Genomic DNA, 24,484 nt, shown 5'->3' with positions numbered 1-24,484 from the left:
TGACATTATGTCATAAAACTTTTTTATTTTTGTATAATTCTAACAATTAATGATTTATTAATTATAAGGTAAGGTTTTTGAGAGTTTAAAACTAAACAATCCAAATATGAACTTAAAACTTCTACCTAATTTTTTTAAGCATAAAGAAAATATTGAGGAAGTATCTATTATTTCTTCACTTGCTCCTAAAATATTAACTTGTGAAGAGGATCTAAAAAAAGTAGAACCATATTTGGACAAATTGAAAGATACGTTAAATGCTAAAGGTATAAATAACATTGCATTAACAGGAGGGTATGGCTCAGGAAAAAGTACAATATTAAAAACATTTCAATATTGGAATAAAAATGATTATAATTTCTTAAATATTTCGTTAGCTGCTTTTAATCAAAAGAGAGTAAAAGAAAACTTTAAAGAATTATATGAAATTAAGATTGAAAATGGAAAGACAAAAGAAGTTGCAGAGAAAGAAATATTAAATGAATATAAAGAAACACTTATAAACAATGAAGAATTAGAAAGACAGCTTGAAATAAGTATATTACAACAAATTATTTATAAAGTAAAACCATTTAATTTACCTGAATCCCGCTTTAAAAGAATAGTAAATATTCCTAGTTGGAAATTATGGGGACTTATACCATTGGGGGTTATTCTATGGATTAGTAGTGTAATTCTTTTATTTAAGTACAATTTTTTAGATAAATTAAATCCGAATACTTGGAAATTAAAAGACAGTCTTGATTGGATAACTTTAATAATATTTTTATTTTTCTTTTTAGGGATAGGATATTTTTCTAAATTGATAGTTTCTTTGTTTAGTAACTCCAAAATAAATAAAGTAAATTTAAAAGGAGAAATAGAAATTGGAGATAACTCCAATAAGTCTATTCTAAATGAACACTATGATGAAATCCTATATTACTTTGAAAAAAACCCTTTTAATGTTGTTGTAATTGAAGATTTAGACCGCTTTGAAAATACCAATATATTTACCAAATTAAGGGAACTGAATATTTTACTAAATAATGCCGATACACTAAAGAATAAAGAAGAATATAAGAAATTTGGTATAAAATTTCTTTATGCCGTTGGAGATGATTTATTTGATGACAAAAAGGAAAGAGTAAAATTCTTTGAATATATAATTCCTGTTATCCCTTTTATTAATTCTACTAATGCAGAGGAACAACTTAAAACTTTAATAAAAGATTCTGATTTAGAAGAGAATGTTTTTAGTAAAGAATTTGTATCTAACATTACTACATTTATTGATGATATAGATATGAGGTTGTTGATTAATATTTTTCATGAATTTGTTATTTACAGAAAGGTCTTAAACCCCAATATTATAAAAGGAAGTGAGGAAGAGCTATTCGCGATGATAACTTATAAAAATATTGATCCAGAGGACTTTAATAAACTTAATAATAAAGAAGGTAAATTGTATAACTTGATTAATAATAAGAAATCATATATTACAGAATTAGTTGCCGAAAAAACTAATTTAATTACTAAAAAAACTGATGAAATTGAAAGAATTAAGAATGAAAACATAACAGATATAAATGAATTAAAATCCATTTATTTATTTAAAATATTTGAAAAAATTCCAAGTGCAACTGCTCTTTATATAAGTAACGGAAAAAGGGAATTGAGGGAGTTAATGGAAGAAAATTTATTTAGTGAAATTACAAAAACAAAGAGTTTTAATTATTGTGAGAATAATTACGGAGGAGTTTATAGTAGTAATTTTTCCTTTGAAGATATTGAAAATGAATTAAATTCAGATTTTACTTTTAGAGAAAGAAAATTATTTATAGAAAATAAACACAATAATAAAATTGAAATATTAAGCAACGAAATAGAAAAAATAAAGAGAGAAAAAAACGAAATAGAAAATTGGGATTTGGCACAAATTTTCAGAGAAGTAGATATTAATCAATATTTAAGTGAGTTTTCCAATAATGGATTATTAAGAAATTTAGTATTGGAAGGCTATATCAATGAAAACTACAACGATTATATTTCTCTGTTCCACGAAGTTTCTCTTACTGTAGATGATAAAAAATTTGAAAAGAGTGTTAAGGCCTCTGTCAACGAAAGTTTTGAATACAAACTTATACATAGAGAAACTATTGCAGATAAATTAGAGTTAAAATGGTTTAGCAGAGATTCTATTTTAAATTTTGATTTATTAGATTTTTTAGGGGAAAAATATGATAAATATTCGCAAAAATATGATGCTATTATTCAATTATTATCGAATAAAAAACGAAGGTCTATCGATTTTATTGATGGATATATAGAGCGAAAAGTAGCTATAAATAGATTTGTTGAGAAAATTACTCTTAAATGGGGTGGCTTTTGGGAATATGTGTTTTTTAAAAGTACTTATGACATTAATAAAAAATATTACATATTTGAAACCATATTTTTGAATTTGGATTATTTTAAACTGATTGATGTTCAAGATAAAAAGTTAATAAAAAAAACAATAGAAGAAAATATACAATATTTATATAATTATAGTATAAATAGAGGTCCAATACATTTCGAGGCTCAAGTTGAATGTTTGCTTCCAGAACTAAATATTAAAATAATACAACTAGAGAAACCAACTAAAAATGGCAAAAATCTATTTAAGTTTATTTATGAGAAAGGACATTATAAAATTACTATAGAGAATATTTTAATTTTATTAAATGAATTTGGTGAAAAATTTGGTAATTTATCTTTTGAAACGACTAATTATTCTGCAATACAGCACTCTAAATGTGAGCCTTTGATAAAGTATATCAATGAAAATATTGATACTTATGTAGAAAATGTTTATTTGAAGTTAGAAAAAAATGTAAAAGAAGATGAGGAAAGTTTAAATCTACTTTTAAATAATGATAAGCTAGATTCTAAATTAAAATGGAAAATTATTGAAAAAGTAGAAACTAAAATATCCGAATTAAGTTCTATAAAGGATATAGAAGTTAAAAAACATCTATTAATTAATAATAAAGTTGTTCCTAAATGGGATAATATTACAAATTATTACACTGAAAGTGAAAATAAAATTGATGATGATTTGGTAAAGTATTTGAATTTTGAAAATGTTTATTTAGAATTATCTAATGAAAAAATGGACTATGAAAGTAGTACTTTTAAATATTCAATATTTAGAGAAAAATTACTTTTAACGAATGAAATATCAAATGAAAGTTATTTGAAACTCTTTGAAAATAGTATTTATAAACGTAATACATTATCCTTTGAGAATTTAGATAAAGATAAGGTTGGATATTTAACAAAAACAATATTACAAACTACGAAAGAAAACTACGATTTATTAAAGGAACACTTTAAAAATCTCCATATAAAACTTTTAGAAAATGATTTTAAAACAGTTTTAGAAAAATTTGAGGATTTTGAAGTTGATGAAAATGATATTTTATTGATTTTAAAATCTGAAAAAATAAATGTTAATAATAAATTTGATTTTATTACAAAAATTGATGAAGAAGTAATTGTATGTAATAAAGAAGTTGCAAAAATTGTAGGAAAAATTATTTTACAAAAATCTAAAGAGATTGATTTAAAGATTGATACAAAGAAATTCATATTGAATAGTTTAGAATCTATCGAGAGTAAGGTAAAATTTGTTATTCTACATAATGAAAGTTTAGAGATTTCTGAATTGATTGAATTGACTAAAAATATAAGCTCCTCATATAGTAGTCTATTTAAGAAACAGCATAAACCAACTTTTGAAGCTAATAGTTATAATCGTGTTTTATTAGAAATACTTAAATCCAAAGGATTAATAAGAAATTTTGATATTGATAAAAAGAAAAAAAACTTAATTAGGGCTGTAGCGAATTATTAATATCAACACTGAGCTAATGATTGGGATACTACTTTTATCGGAAAATAAGCATAGGGAAATAAATAGAGAAAAATAATTAAGTTGGTTAAGAAAAAATTAAGAAAAGAGTATAAAAATGGAAAAATCAGATATATCTACACAGAAAAAGATATTAGAGCACAAGGTAAAGGTGATGGGGAAAGATTGGGTGCAAAACAGACTGGAAGCAAAAGAGCAGGTGAAAAATATGAAAAAGCAACAGAATTCTTTGTCAGAAGAAGAAGCTCACAAACAAGCAATAGCACAAGCAGAGAAGATCAGGAAATTGAAAGTAGAAAGAATATTGAGAGGGATTTCATAAAGTATTGTAAGCAAAAGAAATTATGGATAGAATATTTAAGTTTTAGATGGGAATAGAGCTTTTTTAGATTGATATTTAGAGTAGTTTTATGATTTGAAACCTAAACAATAAATGTGATACTTTTACATTTTAGATTACAGAATGGGAGACGACATATCTTTAACATACCGAAAAAGCGAAGTGTTATATTTTCTGTATTGGAAAATAAAGGAAATTAAAAAATAAACAAAAGCAATAAGGTAAGCAACTTACAAATAAAAATATAAAATTTAGTTTGTTTTATTTTCTCTTATTTTTACATTTTTTACCGTTTATTTACATTTTATTTTTGTGTAAACAATGGTAAACGACGAACAAAAACCTTACGACGAAGAATATCTAAAAAAACAGTCTATATAGAGAGTATTATAAAGGTTATATAAAGTTGTCTAATGGTAAGATTAAGCACGATAGAGATTACGAGTATTTGGATTATTTCCTGTATGATAAACCAAAATCCAGTAGAAAAACAATACAATAAGAAAAATTTAAAATCGGTAGAAGAGGTTAAGGCTAAAAAAATTTATAAGTTCAAAACGGAACGTATAGATTTAAAAATACTCACAAACTTAATACTAACCATTTGCTGTAGTAGTAATAAACGAGTTCTCACTTAGGGAAATCATTGGGAGTATCCGCCATTGGCAGCCTGTACATAATAGCATTCTAGATGGTTCTTAAATCATATTTTCTGAAATTCAAAGTATTTTTATAAATCGCCACAGATTAACAGTAATGTTTGTTGGATAGTTTTTCATTGTAACTTAATTTGTTGGTTGCTATAAAATTACAGAAGAAAATATGTAAATATATGATAGTCAGTTTTTTTTATTCTGCAAATTATTAAAACTTAATTATTAAACAGACTCTTAATTCTACTAAACATAGGCTTTCTCTGACTTTGCAAGTTGTTTAAATAATAAGTTTTGCTTATTTTCGTTCCTTTAAATAAATACTAAAAACCTCATTTTAAAATCAAGATGAATAAAAATAAAATATGGATAGCTACGGCGGTACTTTTTTTTGGACTTTCGGAAGGACAACAGTCGGCTATTTTTAGTCAAAAAAATGCTTTTTCTTCTGACTTAGCGAGCCAACTCTACACAACTAAAGTTTTTGCAGCTTCTCAATATCAGTATACTCAGCAATATCTTTATAATCAGTCTTTAACCCAATCTCAAAAAGAAGTAGCTGGGTTTTACACTCATTTGATTGATGTTATTTTACAAAATTCTTATGCGGAAAAAGGGTTGGATACCTTTATTGCAAACCACCCTAATACAGAACATTTTGCAGAGGGACAAGCTCCTTTAGCCGATTTCTATTTAATAAAAAAAAACTTTCCAAAAGCATTAGAAATACTTAATAAATTAAATGTTAATCATTTATCATCTTCGGAACAGATCCAACATTCTTTAAAGCTGGGGTATGCTAAGTTTATGTCTGGCGATTCAAAAGCCGCTATTAAGGATTTGGAGAACGCTTACACTTCTTCTGAAGATTCAGAAAAAGGAGACATCGCCTATATGCTGGGGCATCTGTACTACACAGAAGGGCAAATAGGAAAGGCTTTTGAATACTTTAACGAGATTAAAGACAAGGAAAAATACAGCAAAATAGTAAAGCCTTATTTTGTTCAGATGTATTTTAATGATAAAAACTATGATTTAGCAATAGCTGAAGGAGAAACGCTTTTAAAAGAAAATTTAAGTAGTTCTTACAAATCTGAAGTTCATAAAATAATAGGAGAAAGCTATTTTATGAAAGGAGAATACAGAGCTGCATACCCTCACCTAAAAATATTTTTGGATTCTAAAGAAGCTCCTAGCGAGTCCGATTTATACGAAATGGGGTTTGTAGCAGCACAAATGGGTTTGTATGACGAGGCAGTGTCTTATTATAATCAGTTGGTTAATAGTCAGTCTGCGTTATCTCAAAATGCCTATTATCAACTAGGAAATGCTTATTTAGAAACCAATAAAAAGCAAGAAGCTCTGTCTGCCTTCCGTTCTGCTTATCAGATGTCCTATGATGCTAAAGTTAAAAAGTTGGCTCATCTACAATATGCTAAATTAAGTTATGATATAGGAAACCCTTATGAATCTTCGTCTTCGGTGATACAATCTTATATCCAAAATTACAAAGAGAGTTCTCCAGAAATGCAAACTTTGTTGGTGAAATCTTATCTTTATTCGGGTAATTACAAAGAGACTTTAAATGTTTTAAATCAGCTCAATACCAAAACTACCGAAACAGATAAAATAGAACAAGAAGTAGCCTATCTACTAGGAACGGAAGAATTTAATAAAGGGAATTACAAAGAAGCCGAACTATATTTTAAAAAGAGTTTAAAGTTTAATCATAACCAAGAGTTTTATCTAAAGGCTCAATATTGGTTGGCTCAGACTTATTATCAGTTAGAAGATTACCCTTCGGCTATTAGTTATTTTGAAAAACTACAAAAGACAGAAGGTAGCTTTGATGAACGCTCGCAAATCAGCTATGATTTAGGATACGCTTACTTTAAGGATAAAAATTTCGGTAAAGCTAAGGAGTGTTTTAAACTTTACCTTAAAAATCCTAAAGCAGAATTCAAAGCCGATGCCGAGCTAAGACTAGCCGACACACACTATGCTGATAACGAACTAAACGATGCTATCGCCATTTATAATAATGCCGAAACTACCGATGAATATACGCTGTTCCAAAAGGCAATGGCATTAGGCTTTAAAGGTGATACTGAAGCTAAAATTTTAGAAATGAAAAAGCTAGTTGCTCAGTATCCCAATTCGGAGTATAAAGATGAGACTTTGTACGAAATAGGCACTGCCTATGCTGCTAATGATGAGTTTGCTCTTTCTAGTGAATACTTTGATAAAGTGGTTAAAACCAGTACAGATACTCATTTGGTAGCCAATGCAGAAATTTATATGGTACAAAATGATATCGAACAAAACCAAGAAGCCAAAGCGTTTTCTGGAATAAAAGCGTTAGCTAAAAAATACCAAAATACCGTTTATGCAGATAAGGTGTTAGTGGTGGCTCGTTCTCTTTATTTAAAAACGGGAGATACGGCAGGTTATCAAGATTTTGCTAAGAATTTAGGAGTTAGTCTAGACAAATCTGAAATAGACGAAATTAACCTATCTACCGCAAGACAGCTTTACGTCAAAAAGCAGTACGAAAAAGCAATCCCTTACTATGAGAAATATTTAGCACAAAATGTTTCTAGCAATACAGCCTTCCAAGCTCAATACGAACTGGGAGAATCTTATTATCAAAATGGAGATGATGCTAAAGCACTTAAATTATTCAATTTTGTAACAGCTTACCCTAATGATTATCAGGAGGAAGCAAGACTTCGTTCTGCTCAAATTCTTTTATCTAAAAATAAAGGAGAAGAAGCCGCAGGACATTTAGCCAAGTTAGTAGATTCTAATAATCCAAAAATAAAATCCTTCGCTCAACAAGAGTTGATGAAATACTATGCTGATAAAAAAGACTTTGCTAAAGCAGAAACTTATGCAGGTTTAATTTTAAGTAATACCAAAAACTCACCTGCAGTGTTAGAAGAGGCTAAAGTCATTAAAGCTAGAAGTCTTATGAACCAAGGGAAAGACAAAGAGGCTCAAAAATCTTATACAGATTTAGAAAAATCATCTAATCCTAGCGTAGCGGCGGAAGCCCTTTATGCTAAGGCTTATTATCAAAATAAAGCTAAAGCCTTTAAAAATAGTAACGAAAGTATCTTTAAACTCGCTAATAATTACGCTTCGGAGGAATATTGGGGAGCTAAATCTTTGATATTGATGGCTAGAAACTATTTGGCGTTAAAGGACAAATATCAAGCGAGTTATACCTGTGACCAAGTGATAGCTAACTATCAAGACTTCCCTGATGTAGTGGCAGAAGCTAAGGAAGTCAAAAAAATGATTAAATAATTTTTAGCGATTAAAAAATTAGAATTGAAAATGAATAAACATAAAATAATAGCACTAATATTGTTAGGTTGGGGAGGTATCTCGTTAGCTCAGATTAAAGAGGAAAAACTTATCCTAGACCGCAAAAGAGAGCCCGAAGTTAAACGTATAGAAAAAAAGAAAACTTCTGTAGCTATAGAAAAAAATTATCCACCTGAAGAAAAACAGCAAGAGCCTATAAATTACGAAGTGGTGAATGTACCTGTATTGTCGGATTTCAAAACTTCGGCAATACAAGGTGAAGATATTTCGCCAGAATTCAATAGAAATTATCTAAGAAACTACTTTAGAATAGGTTATGGTAATTACAATCAATTTTTAGCCGATGCTAATGTTTCTGGTAAAATGCAAGATAATTTAGAGGTAGGTGCAAATGTGCATTATCTATCTAATGAAGGTTTAAAGAAGCAATACACTTGGAATTCCTCACAGAAACAAGCGGAAATTTCAGGATTTCTTAATCATTTTGGAGAAAAAGGCAAGGCTAATCTTACTACTTCTGTAGGTCTTAATGATTATAATTATTATGGCATCTATGCCTTGGTGCCTAGTGCTGATACTGATTTGGGACAAAAATACAGTCGTTTTCAGATAAGTGGAAATTATGATTTTTACTCCAACGAAATTCTTAATGATATCACTGTAAAAACTTCAGCTATTAGAGATAGATTTAAAGCTAATGAAAGCCAGATAGACGCTCTTGTAAATCTGTCTAAACATCATTTAAAATTAGGTCAAGATTTAGATGTTAATTTGGATTTGGGTGTAAAAATGGATATGGTAAACACTCAGTTTAATATTTTAAATCAACATAATTCTCGTTATTTTGGTGGTGGATTATCGCCCAAAATCACTTTTAAAAAAGGGCAATCTTACTTAAAAATTGGTTCTGGATTTAATCTATTAAGTTCTAGTTTAACAGAGCTGAACGAAGTTCAACAAAAGTCTAACCGTTTCTATTGGTTCCCTCAAGCGGAACTATTCGTAGCGACAACTCCAGAAGTTAATTTATATGGTGGGGTAGAGAGTGGGCTTCAATTCAATACTTATTCGGAATTATTGGAACAGAATCCGTTTTTGGTATCTGATTTAGAATTAAAACCTACACATACTAAATATCAGTTTTATTTTGGTGTTAAAGGAATAATTTCTGAACAAATTAAGTACGATGTTAAAGCTAGTTACGGTAAATTGGATAATATGATGTTCTTTAGAGGTAACTATTTGTTTTCTAACCTAATGGACGACAACTCAAGATTAGGATATGATTATGCTAATACTTTTTCTACTACTTATCACAATGGTACTCTTAGCCAAATTAAAGGCGAGGTAGAGTATAAACCTTTAGCGTCCCTAGTTTTAGATGGAAATATTCAGTTCCAAAAATATAATTTAGAAAACAATGCCAATGTTTATTATAGACCTTTGTTACAAGCATCAATAGGAGCAAAATATCAAACACTTAAAGATAAATTATTGTTAGGATTTAGAGGCTTTTTTGTAAGTGATAGAACGGCTAATCGTTTTTCTATCAATCCTTCAGGTATCCTAATTTCTACTCCTATATACGCAGCAGAAGAGATTGATAATCAAAAAGTAGGTGGTTATGCAGACCTTAATATTTCAGCGGAATATCAGATTAACAAGAATTTCAGTATTTTTGCACTCGGTAATAATCTTTTAGGAGCTAATTACCAAAATTATTATGGCTATAAAGTTTTAGGTACGCAAATTATGGGTGGACTTAAAATTAAGTTTTAAATAAAATAAGGGGCCCTATAGTTTAATGGATAGAATTAAAGATTCCGGTTCTTTAGGTTGAGGTTCGATTCCTCATAGGGCTACAAACCACGCTTTTAGGCATTTTCTGCGGGTTATATATCAGGCTTGTGGGTTTTATTGTAAGGCGCTGAATGTTAGATGTATTTAAAGTTTTCAAACTATTAAAAATGAAAAATAAGGAGGTAGTAAACTACCATAACAAAGAAAATAATAGAGAATATATAATTTAAACTAGGTGTGGAAAATTTAAAAATAAAGTTATCAAAAGTTATTTCTGATAGTCATCTTCATAAGGATGAAAAACTCAAAATAATCTGTGAAATTTTAGACCAAGAAAAAAGCTATTTTAATTGGACGGGATTTTATTTTAAAAATGGAAATAAAGAAGAACTCATATTAGGACCTTATGTAGGAGCTCCTACGGATCATACGGTTATTCCTTTCGGTAGGGGAATTTGTGGGCAAGTGGCTGTTTCTAACCAAACTTTTGAGGTACCAGATGTTATGGCTGAAGATAATTATTTGTCGTGTTCCATAGATACTAAAGCAGAATTGGTAGTTCCCATCATAAAAAATGGAGAGAATATAGGTCAAATAGATATAGATTCGCATACAATAAATCCCTTTACAAAGGAAGATGTAGAGCTTTTGGAATGGCTTTGTAGTGAGGTTGTAACTATATTATAATTTTCAATATGTCGTTGTGTAATCGTTCTTTTAGAGGAATACTCTTATGATATATTAAATTTGATTTAGAATAAAATTTCAAGAATCTGTTTTAAATTTTAGATAGACTCCTTTAAATGATGGTTGAAATTAGATTGAAGGTTTTATAACGATTCAGAATTGAGTTTGTAGCGTCTAATTTCTTTATTCATTTTTCTTAGCATACCTACGGTGCCTATTTTTACAGAGTTTTCTGCATTTCCGAGAAGTCTAGCATTACCTTTATAGGTGTCGTAGGAGGTTTCTATAATGAAATTTCCGTCGGCATCATAAAGTTTAGCACTTACAAGTACCTGATTAGAAAAAATATAACGTCCAAAACCCACCTTAAAATATTTTACCTTTGGGATTAGTGCAACTTCGGCATTATTGTTTAGACAAATTTCTCTAATGTATTCGGTATCAATGTTTTCATAAGACATGATGCAATCTACTCTTAAAATTTTCCCACCATTTCTATCTTTCAAAAAATCGCTTGCAGCACTGTAGAATGCGTTATATGTAGGAGTGTATATTTCTGGTATTTCTGGAATGATTACTGGATTAAAGTATATCACCTTTTTTACCTTTTTTATTTTGATATTTTTATTAAGGTAGCCAAGATTATCACCCCATGCAGAACATCTTATGGTGCAAATTAGAAAAACGGATATACCTGTTAAAATTAAAAATTTTTTCATACGTATTTTACAATGCAAATATACTCTTTTAAAGGTGATTGGTGCAATACCTTATATGGTAAGACTTCGATGCTGCTTTTTTAGAAATAACAACTCTATACAGAATAAGTTATATAGAAGAGGTTATAGTTTATTGTAATAATTTTGAAAATTATTATTCAATATGTTGTATATTTAGTGCAAATTAATTTTTAATTTAACCTGAATTCGGGTTAAGTGACATTTAAAAAATAATTGACCGTCATTTACTCTTTATAAGTTAAGTGATAGTTTTTTAGGGGAAAAATGGTAAGTTGCCAAACTTCCTAGAATATTCTGCAAACACCATCTCTAGGAAAGCTTTTGAGAGGTATCCCTTATCTGCAAACAGTTTCCCGAACAACTGCTCGGTCATTTTTTATGTGTTTAGGGGTTTTGTCATCCACATTTTCCTTGGTTAAATACAAAGCTCTCTCTTTTCATTACATATCAAATGTAGTTTAAAGCCGTAAAACCAACTCATAGAAGACTTTCCTCGTTCGATTAATCCCTTGAATACTTTGTGGCTATGGATTGGTTGGTTCCTACAAACCTTCAAAGTAGTACAGCCCACAAAACTGATGCCAGTGCATTTTCCTAGTCACTTTTCTTTTAAGAATAAAGAAAAAACTGCTTTAATTCCAAAAATCTATTGTAAGAGAGCGTTTTGGGGAATAAATCCTTCCAATAACCACAGACAATCTGCTCGTAGTAATGCTTAAATGTAGTGTGAGCCCAAGGTGGAAACCAGTCATGATGATAATGATTTCAAAATCCGATATTATAGACGATCTACTCCTACTTTTACCTCACTTGAAAGTGTTTGAATCTTTATTTTAGAAATTTTCTCGTCAAATTCTTTACAAAATCATCAACTTTTATAAAAATATTCGTAATCTGGTACTCCAAATTCATAAGTGATATCTTGTTAAGTATTTGAATTTTAGAATTTTAAATGCGAAAATTATTACTTTTCTTTCCTAATGTTTTTTATATCCTTATCCCGAGTTTAAGTGAATTTTAGATAAACGAATGCCTACTAAACCTTTTTAACGACTAATATGATAAAGGCATTTTAGGTGTTTTTGAGGAGAAAATACAGTATAGGGTAGTGGACTGAAATATCAAAATTGCAGGGGTAGCGTAAGGAAATATTCGTAATTTAATCACGAATTAGATGATTAAAATTGAAGCTACCAACACTACCGCGGGGGGAATGAGTTGGTAGCTCTAGAATTTTGTTCTTACTCTTTCATCACTTTATTTAGTTTTTTCAGTATTGATAATCCTAGTAGAGTTGCCAACAAGAGTAATACGAAATTTACTAAAAAGAAGTTGGCCTTGTTATCATAACTGTACCACATACTAGATAACACCCCTGAAAGTTTATTACCTATGGCGGTGGATAGGAAAAATCCACCCATCATCAAAGCTGTAATTCTAGGAGGTGATAGTTTAGACACTAAAGATAATCCCATAGGGGATAAACATAATTCACCAACCGTAATCACACCGTAAGCTGCCACAAGCCACATAGCAGAAACTTTTACTAAACCATTATCTCCTGCATATACTGCACCCACCATAACCAAACAACTAAGAGCAGAGATAAATAGTCCTAAAACTATTTTGGCTGGGGTTGTGGGTTCTTTTCCTTTTTTTCTAAGCATTACAAAAAAGCCTACTACTACTGGCGTAAGCAAAATTACCCAAAATGGGTTAATAGATTGAAATAGTTCTGTATTGTAAAGATAAACCTTATCATTAGGATTAGCCTCTAATTCTTGTTTTTGTACCTCATCTATATTTCTAAAATAGATATCCTTTCCTTGCTCTTTAAGAGGATTACCGTTTGCATCTTTTACTGCCTGATATTGCTCATCATACACAGGTACTTCTCGGGTTTTGTAGTCTTTAGTATCTACTAAATAGATGTCAGCCAAAGGTTTTTCTACAACAGAAGGTACACTTCTATCAGTGTAGTATTTTGCCCATCTCGTAAGTGCAGTTCCGTTTTGTTTAAATACAGCCCAAAACATTAGACTTACCGCAAATATCGCTAACAGTGCACCAATAGGAGCTTTATCCTCCTTATTAGCTTTTACATAAAGAGAAACATAGAAGATAATCACAGGAATACACGCAAAAATAAATGCATCGGTACTATCCGCTCCAAAGATATTACCTGGAATAAACCAACCTAAAACTCCCACTAAAATCGCAGGTAAAAATACTTTCATCAATATGGCACTAATCTTAGTATCACCTTCCTGAACTGGTTTAATAATATTAGCATTTAAGATATGCTTTCTTCCTAAACTGAAAATAATAAGTCCTAAAAACATTCCTACTCCTGCGGTAATAAAGGCTTCCCCCCAGCCAAATTTATTTCTCATAAATGCGGCAATAATATTACAAACAAAAGCCCCTATATTTATTCCCATATAGAATATGTTGTATCCAGCATCTTTATTAGCTTTATAAGGCTCTTCCGAGTACAAATTCCCAAGTAATGTAGAGATACTAGGTTTAAAAAAACCATTTCCTACAATAATAAGGCCTAATGAGGTACAAAACATAGGCATATCTTTAAAAACTCCTAAACCAATATAACCCAACCCCATAAGCAATCCTCCAATGTAAACTGCCTTAATATAGCCTAACAATCTATCCGCTAAAAAACCTCCAAGAAATGGAGTGAGATAAGTTAACGCGATAAAAGTACCAAATATATCATCAGCATTTTTATCATCAAAAGCGAGACCACCTGTCTCTGTAGGATCAATCATATAAAGCACGAAAATCCCCAAAATGAGATAATAGCCAAACCTTTCCCACATTTCGGTGAAGAATAAAAAAGGCAGTCCTTTAGGATGTTTTGTTTTCATAAAATTATCGTTTTGTTTAATGGGTAACAAATATAGTTATTTTCTATAATAAATCTCAATCATATAGAAATAACAAAAAAGCAAATGCGATATAGAAAGAATCTACATCGCATATTATCCACTTTAACTAAGTTCTAATTTTTTACTCTCCTAACGGAATGTTATATGAGAAGCCAGCTCCTATACTTCCTGTATCAAAAGCTTGATTACCAATTTTACCATTATCTCCCGTAAATACTTTAGTATATTGGATAAAGAAGTTCCAATCTCTATTATGGTAACCAATTTCTGGTCTTAAGTAGAAACCACCATCAGGCATTGCTGTTGTATAGTTAGAAGCTACTTTATCATTACCTACGATAAATCCATAACCTAAATCAGCACCTCCATAAAAACCAGTTTTTTGTGGATACACTCTAAATAGAGCTGCAACTGGAACTACGCCAAAATCATTATTTTTAATATCTCCATTGTCTTTAGCAAAAAAGTGGTTATATCCAGAGGCTAAGCCCAGCCCAAACCCTGGAGTTACCAAGTGCTGATAAGAAATATTACCGCCTAAATTAGCAGAAGTGTTATCTCCTGTAGCTACACCTGCGTTAATACCTACTTTAATCATGTTCTTCATACTTTTAGTTTGAGCACCTACTACCCCTACTGCTAAAAAGCTTGCTAAAAGAAGTGTTTGTTTAATCATTTTCATTGTGAAAAATTTATTTTTGATTTCATTGGCTGTATGTCAAAACTGTGCCAAACTTTATTAGTGAATATAGAGTTTAATTGGATATTTTATACTGAAATAATATTAAATTATATATTATAAATAATTTTTTCAGTAGTTTGTTATTTTAATTTAAATGAACAATCGTTTAAAATTGTAGAATAATTAATTTGTATTTTGAATATATTATCAAGGATAACAGATGCGCCGGAATTTAATTACTTTTTCAATTCATTACAAAAGTCATTGGATTGTCCCATTTAGAAAAGAGGAAACTTTCGTATCTTTGCTTCCTATTTTAACTCTTAAAAATAAAAGCAATGATAAATGTAAAAAACTACCTAGATTCTACTTATCTCAAAACCCCTGAACAATCTGGACTCACTTTAGAAGAAACTAAAGCAAAAGTAAGAGAACTAGCTGATGAAGCAATTGATAATGGGCTTTTTGCTGTGATGATTCGCCCTGATTTTGTTAAAGAAACTAAAGATTATTTAACTCAAAAAAATGCGAAAGTAGTATTGGGTACTGTAATTGGGTTTCACGAAGGTACGGCAAGTATAGAATCAAAACTAAATGAAGCTCAAAAGGCAATAGAAGATGGTGCTGATGAACTAGATTTTGTTATCAATTATACTGCCTATAAAAACGGCGAGAATGATTTAGTTAAAGACGAGTTTCTTCGTTGCACAGAACTTTGTTTAAACCATAAAAAGATAGCTAAGTGGATTATTGAAATAGCAGCTCTTACAGATGCTCAAATAGCGGATTTGACTAAAAAAATTGCAACTTGGGCTACAGATACTTTTAAGGAAGAAGACCTAGAAAATATTTTTGTAAAATCTTCCACTGGTTTCTACCAAACAGAGGGAGGCAAGCCTAACGGTGCTACTTTTGAAGGTATTGAAATAATGCTAGAAAATGCGGGGAAACTTCCAGTAAAAGCTGCAGGTGGAGTAAGAACACCAGAAGACGCCGAAAAAATGATTGCTCTAGGGGTGAAAAGAATAGGTACTTCTTCTGCAATAGCTCTTGTAAAAGGTGAAAACGCTTCGGAAGGATACTAAGAAATAAAAACATATTATTGAAAAATAACCTTTGCTTTTTTAGTAGAGGTTATTTTATTATAAATATAAGCCATAAAAAAACTCCATATCCTTTTGGTATGGAGTTTTAATTTTATTAAAATATTTGCAAATATTAAACCAATAATGCAAACGGATTTTCTAGATAAGTTTTTAATGTTTGCAAAAACTCTGCACCAGTAGCACCATCTACCACACGGTGGTCACACGCTAAAGACAACTTCATAGTATTGCCCACTACAATTTGTCCATTTTTAACCACAGGTTTCTCTATGATAGCTCCTACCGAAAGTATACAAGAATTCGGTTGATTGATAATAGAAGTAAATGTCTCTATTCCAAACATTCCAAGATTGGATATTGAGAATGTAGAACCTTCCATTTCGTTAGCTTTAAGACCTTTAGATTTTGCTCTAGAAGCCATATCTTTAACTCCTGCAGAAATTTGACTATAATTCATAAAGTCAGCATTCTTTAATACAGGTACTACTAATCCGTCTGGAATAGCCACTGCCACACCAATATTGATGCTACCGTGGTGAATAATCTTATCTCCAGCCCAACTACTATTGATTTGAGGGTGCTTTCTAAGAGCCATAGCAGTTGCCTTAATCACCATATCGTTAAACGATACTTTAGTGTCAGGAAGTGAGTTAATTTCTTTTCTAGCTGTAATAGCCTTATCCATATTTACCTCCACCATTAGATAGTAATGAGGTGCTGAAAACTTACTTTCAGAAAGCCTTTTTGCAATTACATTTCTAACTTGAGAGTTAGGGGTTTCTGTAGTTTCTCCAGCTACAAAATTCATAGCTACTTGTGCTGCAGCTGGTGTTACAGAAGCAGAATGTTGTTCTGTTGCGTTTGGCTGATAGTTTTCTATATCTTTCTTTACTATCCTTCCGTTCTCTCCAGAACCTTTTAGATTTGTAATATCTATACCTTTTTCCTCTGCCATTTTTCTAGCCAATGGAGAAATAGCCACTCTATCTGTTGAAACACTAGCATTAGATGTAGAAACATTTTCCACTTTTGGGCCAGAAGCTACACTTAACTGTTCTTGTTGAGCTTGAGGCTTACTAACCACTCCACCATTAGAAACAATAGCAGAAACATCTGTTCCAGCAGGTCCTATAATGGCTAATATTTTATCTACTTCTGCCGCTTCTCCTTCTCCTACACCTTGGTATAAAAGAGTTCCGTTAAATTCTGATTCAAAATCTTGAACGGCTTTATCTGTTTCAATTTCAGCTAAAATATCTCCTTCTTTTACCGTATCTCCTACATTTTTATTCCATTTGGCTACTTTACCTTCTGTCATTGTATCAGACAGACGAGGCATATTAATTACCTCAACGCCTTTAGGTATCTCTACTGATGATGTAGGTTCAGTTATCGTATTTTCTACAGAGTCACTTTTTTCCAATGAAGCTGGTTGAGGCGTACTTTGATTATCGCCTACAAGTCCTGAAATATCTTCGCCTTCTTTCCCTATAATCGCCAAAATAGTATCTACAGGAGCTGCATTTCCCTCGCTTACTCCCACATAGAGTAGTGTTCCGTTAATCTCTGATTCAAAATCCTGAACCGCTTTATCTGTTTCTATTTCTGCAAGAATATCTCCTTCCTTTACAGCATCTCCAACCTGCTTATGCCATTTGGAAACCTTACCTTCCGTCATTGTATCAGAAAGGCGAGGCATTGTAATTATTTCTGCCATATTATTTTATTTATTATGTTCTATATTATGTTCAAAGAATAAAAATTTTATTCCTTAATCATAATCTTCACTTAAATTTTAGTTTTCTAATTTATCTAAAAAAGGATAATCTGATGTAGAATAAACATATTCATAGACCTTTTCAGCATCTGGGAACGGAGAGTTCTCCATAAATTCCACACATTCTTCTACGAAAGCTCTAGAATTTTCATCAAGTTGCTCTAGCTCTGCCTCTGTAGCCCATTTGTTATCTAAAATCCTCTGTTTTACTAGTTCAATAGGATCTTGCTCTTTGTGAATAGCCACCTCCTCTTTAGTTCTATAAGGCTCTGCATCAGACATTGAGTGCCCTCTGTAGCGATAAGTTCTAGCTTCTATGAATGTAGGACCATCTCCTCTTCTTGCTCTTTCTATAGCTTCAAAAGCTACTTCAGCCACTTTTTCAGGATCCATAGCATCTACTGGTAAACAAGGCATTTCATAACCTAAACCTAGTTTATAGATATCTTCGTGGTTAGCTGTCCTTTTCACAGAGGTTCCCATCGCATATTGGTTGTTTTCACAAACAAAAACTACTGGAAGTTTCCAGTTCATTGCCATATTAAATGTTTCATGTAAAGACCCTTGACGAACGGCACCATCTCCCATAAAACAAATATTAACCGCTTTTCTATCAAAATATTTATCCGCAAATGCAATACCCGCTCCTAAAGGAATTTGCCCACCAACAATACCATGTCCACCATAAAAGCGGTGTTCTTTACTAAAAATATGCATAGAACCTCCCATACCCTGCGAAGTTCCTGTAGCCTTACCACATAGCTCTGCCATAATTTTCTTAGGGTCTACTCCCATCGCCATAGGATGTATGTGGCAACGATAAGCTGTTATCATACTATCTTTGGTTAAATCCATAGCATGGGTAAATCCTGCTGGTATCGCTTCCTGCCCATTATAAAGGTGTAAAAAACCTCTAATTTTCTGTTTTAAGTAAAGAGAACGACACTTATCTTCGAAGCGTCTCCACATAGTCATATCTTCATACCACTTAAGGTAAACTTCTTTGGAAAATTCTTTCATAGCTATTTTCAAATATATTGCAAAAGTAAGAAAAATCTCATTTAATATAATACTCTTTCAAAAAGTTTGTTGAATACAAGTTCAAGTTTTAGGTTAATAAGCTTTTTAAAATATATTACGATAGGTAATTAAAAAGTGATTCATCGTTAAAATGTTTTTATGGTTAAGAGAATATGAATGAGTATGTATCAGACTTGTGAGTTTTGTTGTGAAATTTTGAATATTAGATAAAAAAATAGTATGTATTAAATCTGTGGCATGATGATAAGAGGTAGAAAATTAGTTTACAATATTCCTAAAAGGTTATGGAAATAAAATTATCACTAAAAAAATAGTTGTATATTTAAAATATAGTTATATATTTGTATCACTAAATTTATAGTGATATGAAAATAAAACAACTTACCAAAGCGGAAGAACAGGTAATGCAATATCTGTGGCAATTAGAAAAAGGCTTTTTAAAGGATATATTAGAGTTTTTTCCAGCGCCCAAGCCTCATACCAATACAGTATCTACAATACTTAAGGTTCTTAAGGAAAAAGGGTTTGTAGATTATCGTGTGTATGGTAGACAACACGAATATTTCCCTATAATTTCCCAAAAAGAGTATAGTAAAAAATCTTTTGGAGGTATTATTAGAAACTATTTTGGAGGGTCTTATAAAGAAGCTGTTTCTTTTCTAGTAGAAGAAAAACAGATGTCGGTGGAAGATTTAGAGTTATTATTAAAAGAACTTAAAAAATAACCAGTTATGGAATCTCTAATGACCTACATTATAAAATCTTTGGTTTGTTCGGGAGTTTTATACGCTTATTACTTTATCTTTTTAAAAGATAAGACTTTCCATCATTATAATAGGTTTTATTTGATGTTTACCTTGTTTGTAAGCATATTATTCCCATTGCTTAAAGTGGAATATTTTACCATTGAAGTGAATCCAAAGGTATTTATGCTAATGAGTGAATTTAAGAGTTATTCACCAAAGTATAAACAAGAATCTTATGCTATTCTGTTTTACTTCTTAGAGGTAATAGTAGCTTTGGTATCGGTAATGTTTTTATTCAGATTATTATTGGGAATGTGGCGATTGTCAAAACTGAAAAATAAATATGAAAAAATTAATTTTCAAGGGATTAACTTTTATAAAACCGATTTGGAAGAAGCTCCATTTTCATACTTTAAAAATTTATTTTGGAAGAATAGTATTGCTATTGATACGGATTTAGGGCGTCAAATCCTAAAACACGAGATGGTACATATAGCGCAAGGTCATTCTTGGGATAAGTTTATAGTTTCTTTATTTCAATCTATATTTTGGTTTAATCCTATTTTTTATTTAATAAAAAAAGAATTGAGTTTAATTCACGAGTATTTAGCTGATAGTCAATCTGTAAAAAAAGGTGATACTCAGTCGTTTGCGAAAATGATTTTAGAGCATCATTTTTCGGGAAAAGTTTTTCCAGCAACCAATCCATTTTTGTCATCTAACCTTAAAAAAAGAATTATTATGTTAAAAAAATCAAAAACAAAGTTTGCTTACATTAGAAAAGTGTTAGCCTTACCGTTAGTATTTAGTGTAGTGTTTATCTATGCTGTTAATACCAAAAACAAAGAGATTGTAGCCTTAAACAAAGTCATAGAACATAAGGTTAATGATTTGGAAAATCATAACAATCCTAAGGTTGAAGTTAGTAAGTTGGTTTCACAAAAGAGTGAAAGCAGAAGTAATGATAAGGTAATATCACAAGAATTTGTGTATGAAGTTGAAAGTAAAAGTGTAGGAGTCAAAATCGATACATTGAGAAAGCCCAATGAAGATTTTAGAAAGGCTATTAAAAAGGAGCGAAAAAGGATTTAAAAGTACAGAAAAGCCTTGGAATCACAAAGAAAAAAAGAGGAAAAAATAAGAGTTGAAATAGAAAAATTGAGAAGCTCTATTTCTGCAAAATCAAATTCTGAGGAGCAGTTTAAAGAGTTGGAACGCTTGTATAGTCAGTTGGACGGAATTTATGATGCTCCTCGTTATAAGCGTATTTTAGAAGGTATAGAAAAGTCTTCTTTAAAAATAGGAGAATATTGTCAATCTTATTATGAAGAAGCAAAGCAGAGAGAAAACCTTTCTAAATTGCGAGAAAAAGAAGCAAAAAATGCGGAACAATTGGCTAATGAAAGTAGAAGAGCTGCTGAAGAAGCCTCAAAAATATCTAAGGAGGCTGCTAAAAAAGCAGAGGAAGCTCGCCGTGTCGCTTTAGAAGCAGTAAAAGTTGGTAATTAATTTTTAAAAATAAGGTTTCATTAAATCCAGTAGAAAATCAGGGCAGGGCATTATTCGCCCTGTCTTTGCATTTAGGAAGAAAAGGGTGGTGGAGGCTTCCGTTATTTTCTCGCCTTTAGGATTGTAGATTTCATAGTCAAAAACAATCCTTACACCATCGGGAAGTTTTTTAATAAATGTATGAATTTCTAAAACTTCATCATAACGAGCGGGTTTCAAATACTTAGTATGATATTCAGACACAGGGAGCCAAATGCCTCTGTTTTCTATCTCATCATAAGCAATCCCAATATTACGGAATAGTTCTACTCGTGCAACCTCAAAATATTCGGCATAATTTCCGTAGTAAACATACTTCATAGGGTCGGTTTCTCCATATCTTACTCGTACTGAATGTACTGTATGTATCATATCAAGTTTTTCTTTTATACATACAAATATATTTCTAAAAAATCAAGGGAGCAAACACTTTTTTTTAAAATTAAAAACTCAGATATTTGCCCTCCAATTAAGGTCAAAAAATTAACTAAAATTTAAATAACAACAATGGAGCAAGATTTGTTCATTATTTGGGATAGATGCCTACAATTTATGAAGGATAATCTTAGTGCTATGGAGCAAGGAGATGCTATGGGGAAGCTAGGAAGCTCGTTCCATTTGTTGTTTGATAGGGTACAACCAATATCATTAGTTAACAACAATTTGACCATAGGTGTCCCTAGTGATTTCTATAAAGAGTACATAGAGGAAAACTATTTACCATTGTTATCGGCAGCACTTAGAAAAAATATAGGTAGAGGTGTTAAGCTATGGTACTCCGTACTGGATAAAAAAAATCAGGAGAATCAACAGCTACAGCAGCCAACCACTCATATGAAAGGTATGAGTACGCCAGCACCAAAACCACAGGAAATTATGCCACCGTCTTTGTCTGGTAAAATACAAAACCCTCTGGTAGTACCTGGTTTAAAAAAAATAAGCGTAGAGTCTAACCTTAATCCAGTACATTCATTTGATAATTTTGTGGAGGGGGAAAGTAATAAATTTGCTTTTTCTGCGGCTAAAATTATCGCTAAAAGACCTGGAGAAACTTCTTTTAACCCAATGTTTATCTATGGTGGCGTTGGGGTAGGAAAGACACATATCGCTCAAGCAATTGGTTTAGAAATTAAAAATGCATATCCAGACAAAGTTGTACATTATTTATCGTCAGAGAAATTTATACAGCAGTTTATAAAAGCAGCTAATTCTAATAGAGGTAATGCCAATAGTAGAGAGGACTTTGCTAACTTCTATAAGATGTTAGATGTTCTTATTGTAGATGATATTCAGTTTTTGTCTGGTAAAAAAGCAACACAAGACTCATTCTTCCATATTTTCGATTATTTGCATCAAAATGGAAAGCAAATTATCTTGACTTCGGATAAGGCTCCAGCGGATATTATGGATATTGAGGAGCGAGTAGTATCTCGTTTCAAATGGGGACTTACAGCTGAGATTAAATCACCAGATTACGACACTAGAAGAAAAATCATCGTGGATAAACTCCATAGAGATGGTATTGCTCTTAGTGAGGATATGATAGATTTCTTAGCGGGTGAGGTACAGTCCAACGTAAGAGAATTGATTGGAGTTATCAATGCGGTTATCGCTTATTCTACTATTTATAAGTCTGATTTAACTTTAGACTTGTTGAAGGAGACAATCAATAAAATATCAGCTAACCAAAAGAAAGTTATTAGTATTCCTTATATTCAGGAGGTGGTTTGTGATTATTTTGGTATTAAAAGAGAACAATTGTTATCTAAAACTAGGAAGAGAGATATTGCGTTACCGAGGCAGTTGGCTATGTATTTCGCAAAGGAATTTACAGATGCAACCTTTACGAAGATAGGTGAGGAAATGGGAGGCAAAGACCATTCTACGGTAATGTATGCTTGTGATACGGTTAAAAATACCGCAGAAGTTGATAAACAAATGCGAAAATATATAAAAGAACTGAAAGAAAAAATAAGAAAATAATTTTGATTTTTAGGTTAGTACTAGAAAAGGGATTATCTTAAGACATTTATCGTTTTTTGGTAGTCCTTTTTCGGTTTAGTAAAAAAAATGGTTATGAAAATTTTAATGCTTTGTTTGGGAAATATATGTAGAAGCCCTTTGGCAGAAGGGATTCTAAGAGCTAAAATATCTGAAGAATATTTTGTAGACTCCGCAGGAACTAGTGGCTATCACAAAGGAGCTAAAGCAGACCCGAGGTCTATCCAAACTGCCGATTTTCACGGTATTGATATTAACGAGCACAGAGCCCGTCCTTTGCTAAAGGAAGATTTTGAAATTTTTGATCGTATCTATTGTATGGATAAGCAAAACTACAATGATGCTATGGCTTTGGCAGAAAATGATAAGCAGCGCCAAAAACTAGTACTTATTCTAGATGATGATGCCGAAGTACCGGACCCTTATTATGGTGGTGTAGGTGGTTTTGAAAAGGTTTACCATATGTTGGATAAAGCTTGTGATAGAATAGTCTTAGAACTCAATTTAAAACCCCGTTTGTGATGTTATTTCTTATACCAGCGTATTTGTCAGAAGAAAGTCCTAAAGAATATTTTGCACCTATTATAAAGGATTATATACTAAAGATTGACTATTTTTTTGTAGAGAATGAAAAAACGGCAAGGAAAGTAATTAAATTTTTTTGCCCTGAAAAAAAACAATCAGACCTAAAGTTGTTTTTACTCAATAAACATTCCGAAGAGAAAGATTTACAAGAAGCAATGCTTTTGATGAAAAAAGGGGTAGATTTTGGACTTTTATCAGAGGCAGGTCTGCCGTGTATTGCAGATCCTGGTAATATTATGGTAAAGTGGGCTCATCAAAATGATATTCAAGTAGTGCCGATTAGTGGACCTTCATCTATTATTTTGGCTCTTATCTCAAGTGGGTTTAATGGACAAAATTTTACTTTTAATGGCTATCTTCCAATAGATAAGGTAGAAAGAAAAAAACAAATTTTGTTTTTGGAGCAGCAGATACAAAAAACAGGTTATACACAAATTTTTATGGAAACTCCTTATAGAAACAATCAACTTCTAGAAGATTTGTGTAAGTTTCTAAATCCTAATACTAAGCTTTGTATTGCGGCTAATGTTACTCACCCTAGTGAGGAGTTTATTAAAACAAAAGAAATTAAAAACTGGAAAAAGGAGAAACCTGATTTACACAAAATTCCAGCCGTGTTTATTATTGGAACGATTAGATAAAGAAGT

Annotated in this window: 19 protein-coding genes, 1 tRNA gene and 1 pseudogene; 14 read left to right on the top strand and 7 right to left on the bottom strand. The window is 31.2% G+C overall.

Going from position 1 to position 24,484, the window contains the following annotated elements:
* Positions 1-106 precede the first annotated feature (106 nt).
* The 7 genes from D1003_RS02085 to D1003_RS02055 all read left to right on the top strand — a co-directional run bounded on the left by D1003_RS02085 (position 107) and on the right by D1003_RS02055 (position 10,705).
* Positions 107-3,877, top strand: coding sequence for a hypothetical protein (locus tag D1003_RS02085; protein ID WP_153935533.1), 3,771 nt, complete (start codon positions 107-109; stop codon positions 3,875-3,877).
* Positions 3,878-3,992: 115 nt separating this feature from the next.
* Positions 3,993-4,217, top strand: a complete 225-nt coding sequence (locus D1003_RS02080; protein ID WP_153935531.1) for a hypothetical protein — start codon at positions 3,993-3,995, stop codon at positions 4,215-4,217.
* Positions 4,218-4,648: 431 nt separating this feature from the next.
* Positions 4,649-4,873 carry a hypothetical protein gene (locus tag D1003_RS02075; RefSeq protein WP_153935529.1) on the top strand — a complete coding sequence of 75 codons (225 nt, stop codon included), beginning with the start codon at positions 4,649-4,651 and terminating at the stop codon, positions 4,871-4,873.
* A 363-nt stretch (positions 4,874-5,236) separates the two neighbouring features.
* A complete protein-coding gene (locus tag D1003_RS02070) occupies positions 5,237-8,197 on the top strand; it encodes a tetratricopeptide repeat protein (protein ID WP_153935527.1) in 2,961 nt (986 codons plus the stop codon).
* A 30-nt stretch (positions 8,198-8,227) separates the two neighbouring features.
* Positions 8,228-9,997 carry a TonB-dependent receptor gene (locus D1003_RS02065; protein ID WP_153935525.1) on the top strand — a complete coding sequence of 590 codons (1,770 nt, stop codon included), beginning with the start codon at positions 8,228-8,230 and terminating at the stop codon, positions 9,995-9,997.
* Between the two features lie 11 nt (positions 9,998-10,008).
* A tRNA-Arg gene (locus D1003_RS02060) sits at positions 10,009-10,080 on the top strand.
* Positions 10,081-10,255: 175 nt separating this feature from the next.
* Positions 10,256-10,705 (top strand): GAF domain-containing protein, encoded by a 450-nt coding sequence (locus D1003_RS02055; protein WP_311709650.1) that lies wholly within the window; start codon positions 10,256-10,258, stop codon positions 10,703-10,705.
* Between the two features lie 143 nt (positions 10,706-10,848).
* Here the strand turns inward: D1003_RS02055 and D1003_RS02050 are convergent, their stop codons facing one another.
* The 4 genes and pseudogenes from D1003_RS02050 to D1003_RS02035 form a co-directional block, all read right to left on the bottom strand.
* Positions 10,849-11,424, bottom strand: a complete 576-nt coding sequence (locus D1003_RS02050; RefSeq protein ID WP_153935524.1) for a pyruvate decarboxylase — start codon at positions 11,422-11,424, stop codon at positions 10,849-10,851.
* Positions 11,425-11,860: 436 nt separating this feature from the next.
* Positions 11,861-12,028, bottom strand: a pseudogene (locus D1003_RS11425) (transposase); the annotation flags it as partial.
* A gap of 658 nt (positions 12,029-12,686) precedes the next feature.
* Positions 12,687-14,330: a peptide MFS transporter gene (locus D1003_RS02040; protein ID WP_153935519.1), complete on the bottom strand. Its 1,644-nt coding sequence runs from the start codon at positions 14,328-14,330 to the stop codon at positions 12,687-12,689.
* Positions 14,331-14,472: 142 nt separating this feature from the next.
* Positions 14,473-15,033 carry a hypothetical protein gene (locus tag D1003_RS02035; RefSeq protein WP_153935518.1) on the bottom strand — a complete coding sequence of 187 codons (561 nt, stop codon included), beginning with the start codon at positions 15,031-15,033 and terminating at the stop codon, positions 14,473-14,475.
* A gap of 338 nt (positions 15,034-15,371) precedes the next feature.
* Here D1003_RS02035 and deoC point away from each other — a divergent pair, with 338 nt between their 5' ends.
* Positions 15,372-16,118, top strand: coding sequence for a deoxyribose-phosphate aldolase (deoC, locus tag D1003_RS02030; RefSeq protein ID WP_153935517.1), 747 nt, complete (start codon positions 15,372-15,374; stop codon positions 16,116-16,118).
* A gap of 133 nt (positions 16,119-16,251) precedes the next feature.
* Here deoC and D1003_RS02025 read toward each other — a convergent pair whose 3' ends face one another.
* Both D1003_RS02025 and pdhA read right to left on the bottom strand, forming a co-directional pair.
* Positions 16,252-17,856, bottom strand: coding sequence for a 2-oxo acid dehydrogenase subunit E2 (locus D1003_RS02025; RefSeq protein ID WP_153935516.1), 1,605 nt, complete (start codon positions 17,854-17,856; stop codon positions 16,252-16,254).
* A 78-nt stretch (positions 17,857-17,934) separates the two neighbouring features.
* Complete coding sequence (pdhA, locus tag D1003_RS02020) at positions 17,935-18,936, bottom strand: pyruvate dehydrogenase (acetyl-transferring) E1 component subunit alpha (RefSeq protein WP_153935515.1); 1,002 nt, start codon at positions 18,934-18,936, stop codon at positions 17,935-17,937.
* A gap of 386 nt (positions 18,937-19,322) precedes the next feature.
* Here pdhA and D1003_RS02015 point away from each other — a divergent pair, with 386 nt between their 5' ends.
* The 3 genes from D1003_RS02015 to D1003_RS11160 are packed head-to-tail and all read left to right on the top strand — an operon-like array spanning position 19,323 to position 21,212.
* Complete coding sequence (locus D1003_RS02015; protein ID WP_153935514.1) at positions 19,323-19,682, top strand: BlaI/MecI/CopY family transcriptional regulator; 360 nt, start codon at positions 19,323-19,325, stop codon at positions 19,680-19,682.
* 6 nt (positions 19,683-19,688) lie between these two features.
* Complete coding sequence (locus D1003_RS02010; protein WP_260393282.1) at positions 19,689-20,795, top strand: M56 family metallopeptidase; 1,107 nt, start codon at positions 19,689-19,691, stop codon at positions 20,793-20,795.
* Between the two features lie 15 nt (positions 20,796-20,810).
* Positions 20,811-21,212, top strand: coding sequence for a hypothetical protein (locus D1003_RS11160; RefSeq protein ID WP_260393281.1), 402 nt, complete (start codon positions 20,811-20,813; stop codon positions 21,210-21,212).
* A 3-nt stretch (positions 21,213-21,215) separates the two neighbouring features.
* On the opposite strand, the gene D1003_RS02005 is transcribed toward D1003_RS11160, so the two are convergent.
* The gene (locus tag D1003_RS02005) at positions 21,216-21,623 is read right to left on the bottom strand and encodes a thioesterase family protein (RefSeq protein WP_153935513.1); all 408 of its coding nucleotides are present in this window, start codon (positions 21,621-21,623) and stop codon (positions 21,216-21,218) included.
* Between the two features lie 135 nt (positions 21,624-21,758).
* On the opposite strand from D1003_RS02005, the gene dnaA reads away from it, so the two are divergent.
* The 3 genes from dnaA to D1003_RS01990 all read left to right on the top strand — a co-directional run bounded on the left by dnaA (position 21,759) and on the right by D1003_RS01990 (position 24,478).
* Positions 21,759-23,234, top strand: coding sequence for a chromosomal replication initiator protein DnaA (gene dnaA / locus D1003_RS02000; RefSeq protein WP_153935512.1), 1,476 nt, complete (start codon positions 21,759-21,761; stop codon positions 23,232-23,234).
* A gap of 93 nt (positions 23,235-23,327) precedes the next feature.
* Positions 23,328-23,774, top strand: a complete 447-nt coding sequence (locus tag D1003_RS01995) for a low molecular weight protein-tyrosine-phosphatase (protein ID WP_153935511.1) — start codon at positions 23,328-23,330, stop codon at positions 23,772-23,774.
* Positions 23,774-24,478 carry an SAM-dependent methyltransferase gene (locus D1003_RS01990; RefSeq protein WP_153935568.1) on the top strand — a complete coding sequence of 235 codons (705 nt, stop codon included), beginning with the start codon at positions 23,774-23,776 and terminating at the stop codon, positions 24,476-24,478. Before D1003_RS01995 ends, D1003_RS01990 begins: the two co-directional genes overlap by 1 nt.
* Positions 24,479-24,484: the final 6 nt, after the last annotated feature.

The sequence above is a fragment of the Riemerella anatipestifer genome (assembly GCF_009663465.1).
In the GTDB taxonomy this organism is placed as follows: Bacteria; Bacteroidota; Bacteroidia; order Flavobacteriales; family Weeksellaceae; genus Riemerella; species Riemerella anatipestifer_C.
The sequence above is the reverse complement of the archived record's forward strand: the minus strand, read 5'-3'. Positions and strand labels throughout refer to the sequence as shown.

What these genes read in the sequence shown, in the direction of transcription:
- D1003_RS02085 (WP_153935533.1), top strand. Translation starts at nt 107, where the DNA reads ATGAACTTAAAACTTCTACCTAATTTTTTTAAGCATAAAGAAAATATT.
- D1003_RS02080 (WP_153935531.1), top strand. Translation starts at nt 3,993, where the DNA reads ATGGAAAAATCAGATATATCTACACAGAAAAAGATATTAGAGCACAAG.
- D1003_RS02075 (WP_153935529.1), top strand. Translation starts at nt 4,649, where the DNA reads ATGGTAAGATTAAGCACGATAGAGATTACGAGTATTTGGATTATTTCC.
- D1003_RS02070 (WP_153935527.1), top strand. Translation starts at nt 5,237, where the DNA reads ATGAATAAAAATAAAATATGGATAGCTACGGCGGTACTTTTTTTTGGA.
- D1003_RS02065 (WP_153935525.1), top strand. Translation starts at nt 8,228, where the DNA reads ATGAATAAACATAAAATAATAGCACTAATATTGTTAGGTTGGGGAGGT.
- D1003_RS02050 (WP_153935524.1), bottom strand. Translation starts at nt 11,424, where the DNA reads ATGAAAAAATTTTTAATTTTAACAGGTATATCCGTTTTTCTAATTTGC.
- D1003_RS02040 (WP_153935519.1), bottom strand. Translation starts at nt 14,330, where the DNA reads ATGAAAACAAAACATCCTAAAGGACTGCCTTTTTTATTCTTCACCGAA.
- D1003_RS02035 (WP_153935518.1), bottom strand. Translation starts at nt 15,033, where the DNA reads ATGAAAATGATTAAACAAACACTTCTTTTAGCAAGCTTTTTAGCAGTA.
- deoC (WP_153935517.1), top strand. Translation starts at nt 15,372, where the DNA reads ATGATAAATGTAAAAAACTACCTAGATTCTACTTATCTCAAAACCCCT.
- D1003_RS02025 (WP_153935516.1), bottom strand. Translation starts at nt 17,856, where the DNA reads ATGGCAGAAATAATTACAATGCCTCGCCTTTCTGATACAATGACGGAA.
- pdhA (WP_153935515.1), bottom strand. Translation starts at nt 18,936, where the DNA reads ATGAAAGAATTTTCCAAAGAAGTTTACCTTAAGTGGTATGAAGATATG.
- D1003_RS02015 (WP_153935514.1), top strand. Translation starts at nt 19,323, where the DNA reads ATGAAAATAAAACAACTTACCAAAGCGGAAGAACAGGTAATGCAATAT.
- D1003_RS02010 (WP_260393282.1), top strand. Translation starts at nt 19,689, where the DNA reads ATGGAATCTCTAATGACCTACATTATAAAATCTTTGGTTTGTTCGGGA.
- D1003_RS02005 (WP_153935513.1), bottom strand. Translation starts at nt 21,623, where the DNA reads ATGATACATACAGTACATTCAGTACGAGTAAGATATGGAGAAACCGAC.
- dnaA (WP_153935512.1), top strand. Translation starts at nt 21,759, where the DNA reads ATGGAGCAAGATTTGTTCATTATTTGGGATAGATGCCTACAATTTATG.
- D1003_RS01995 (WP_153935511.1), top strand. Translation starts at nt 23,328, where the DNA reads ATGAAAATTTTAATGCTTTGTTTGGGAAATATATGTAGAAGCCCTTTG.
- D1003_RS01990 (WP_153935568.1), top strand. Translation starts at nt 23,774, where the DNA reads ATGTTATTTCTTATACCAGCGTATTTGTCAGAAGAAAGTCCTAAAGAA.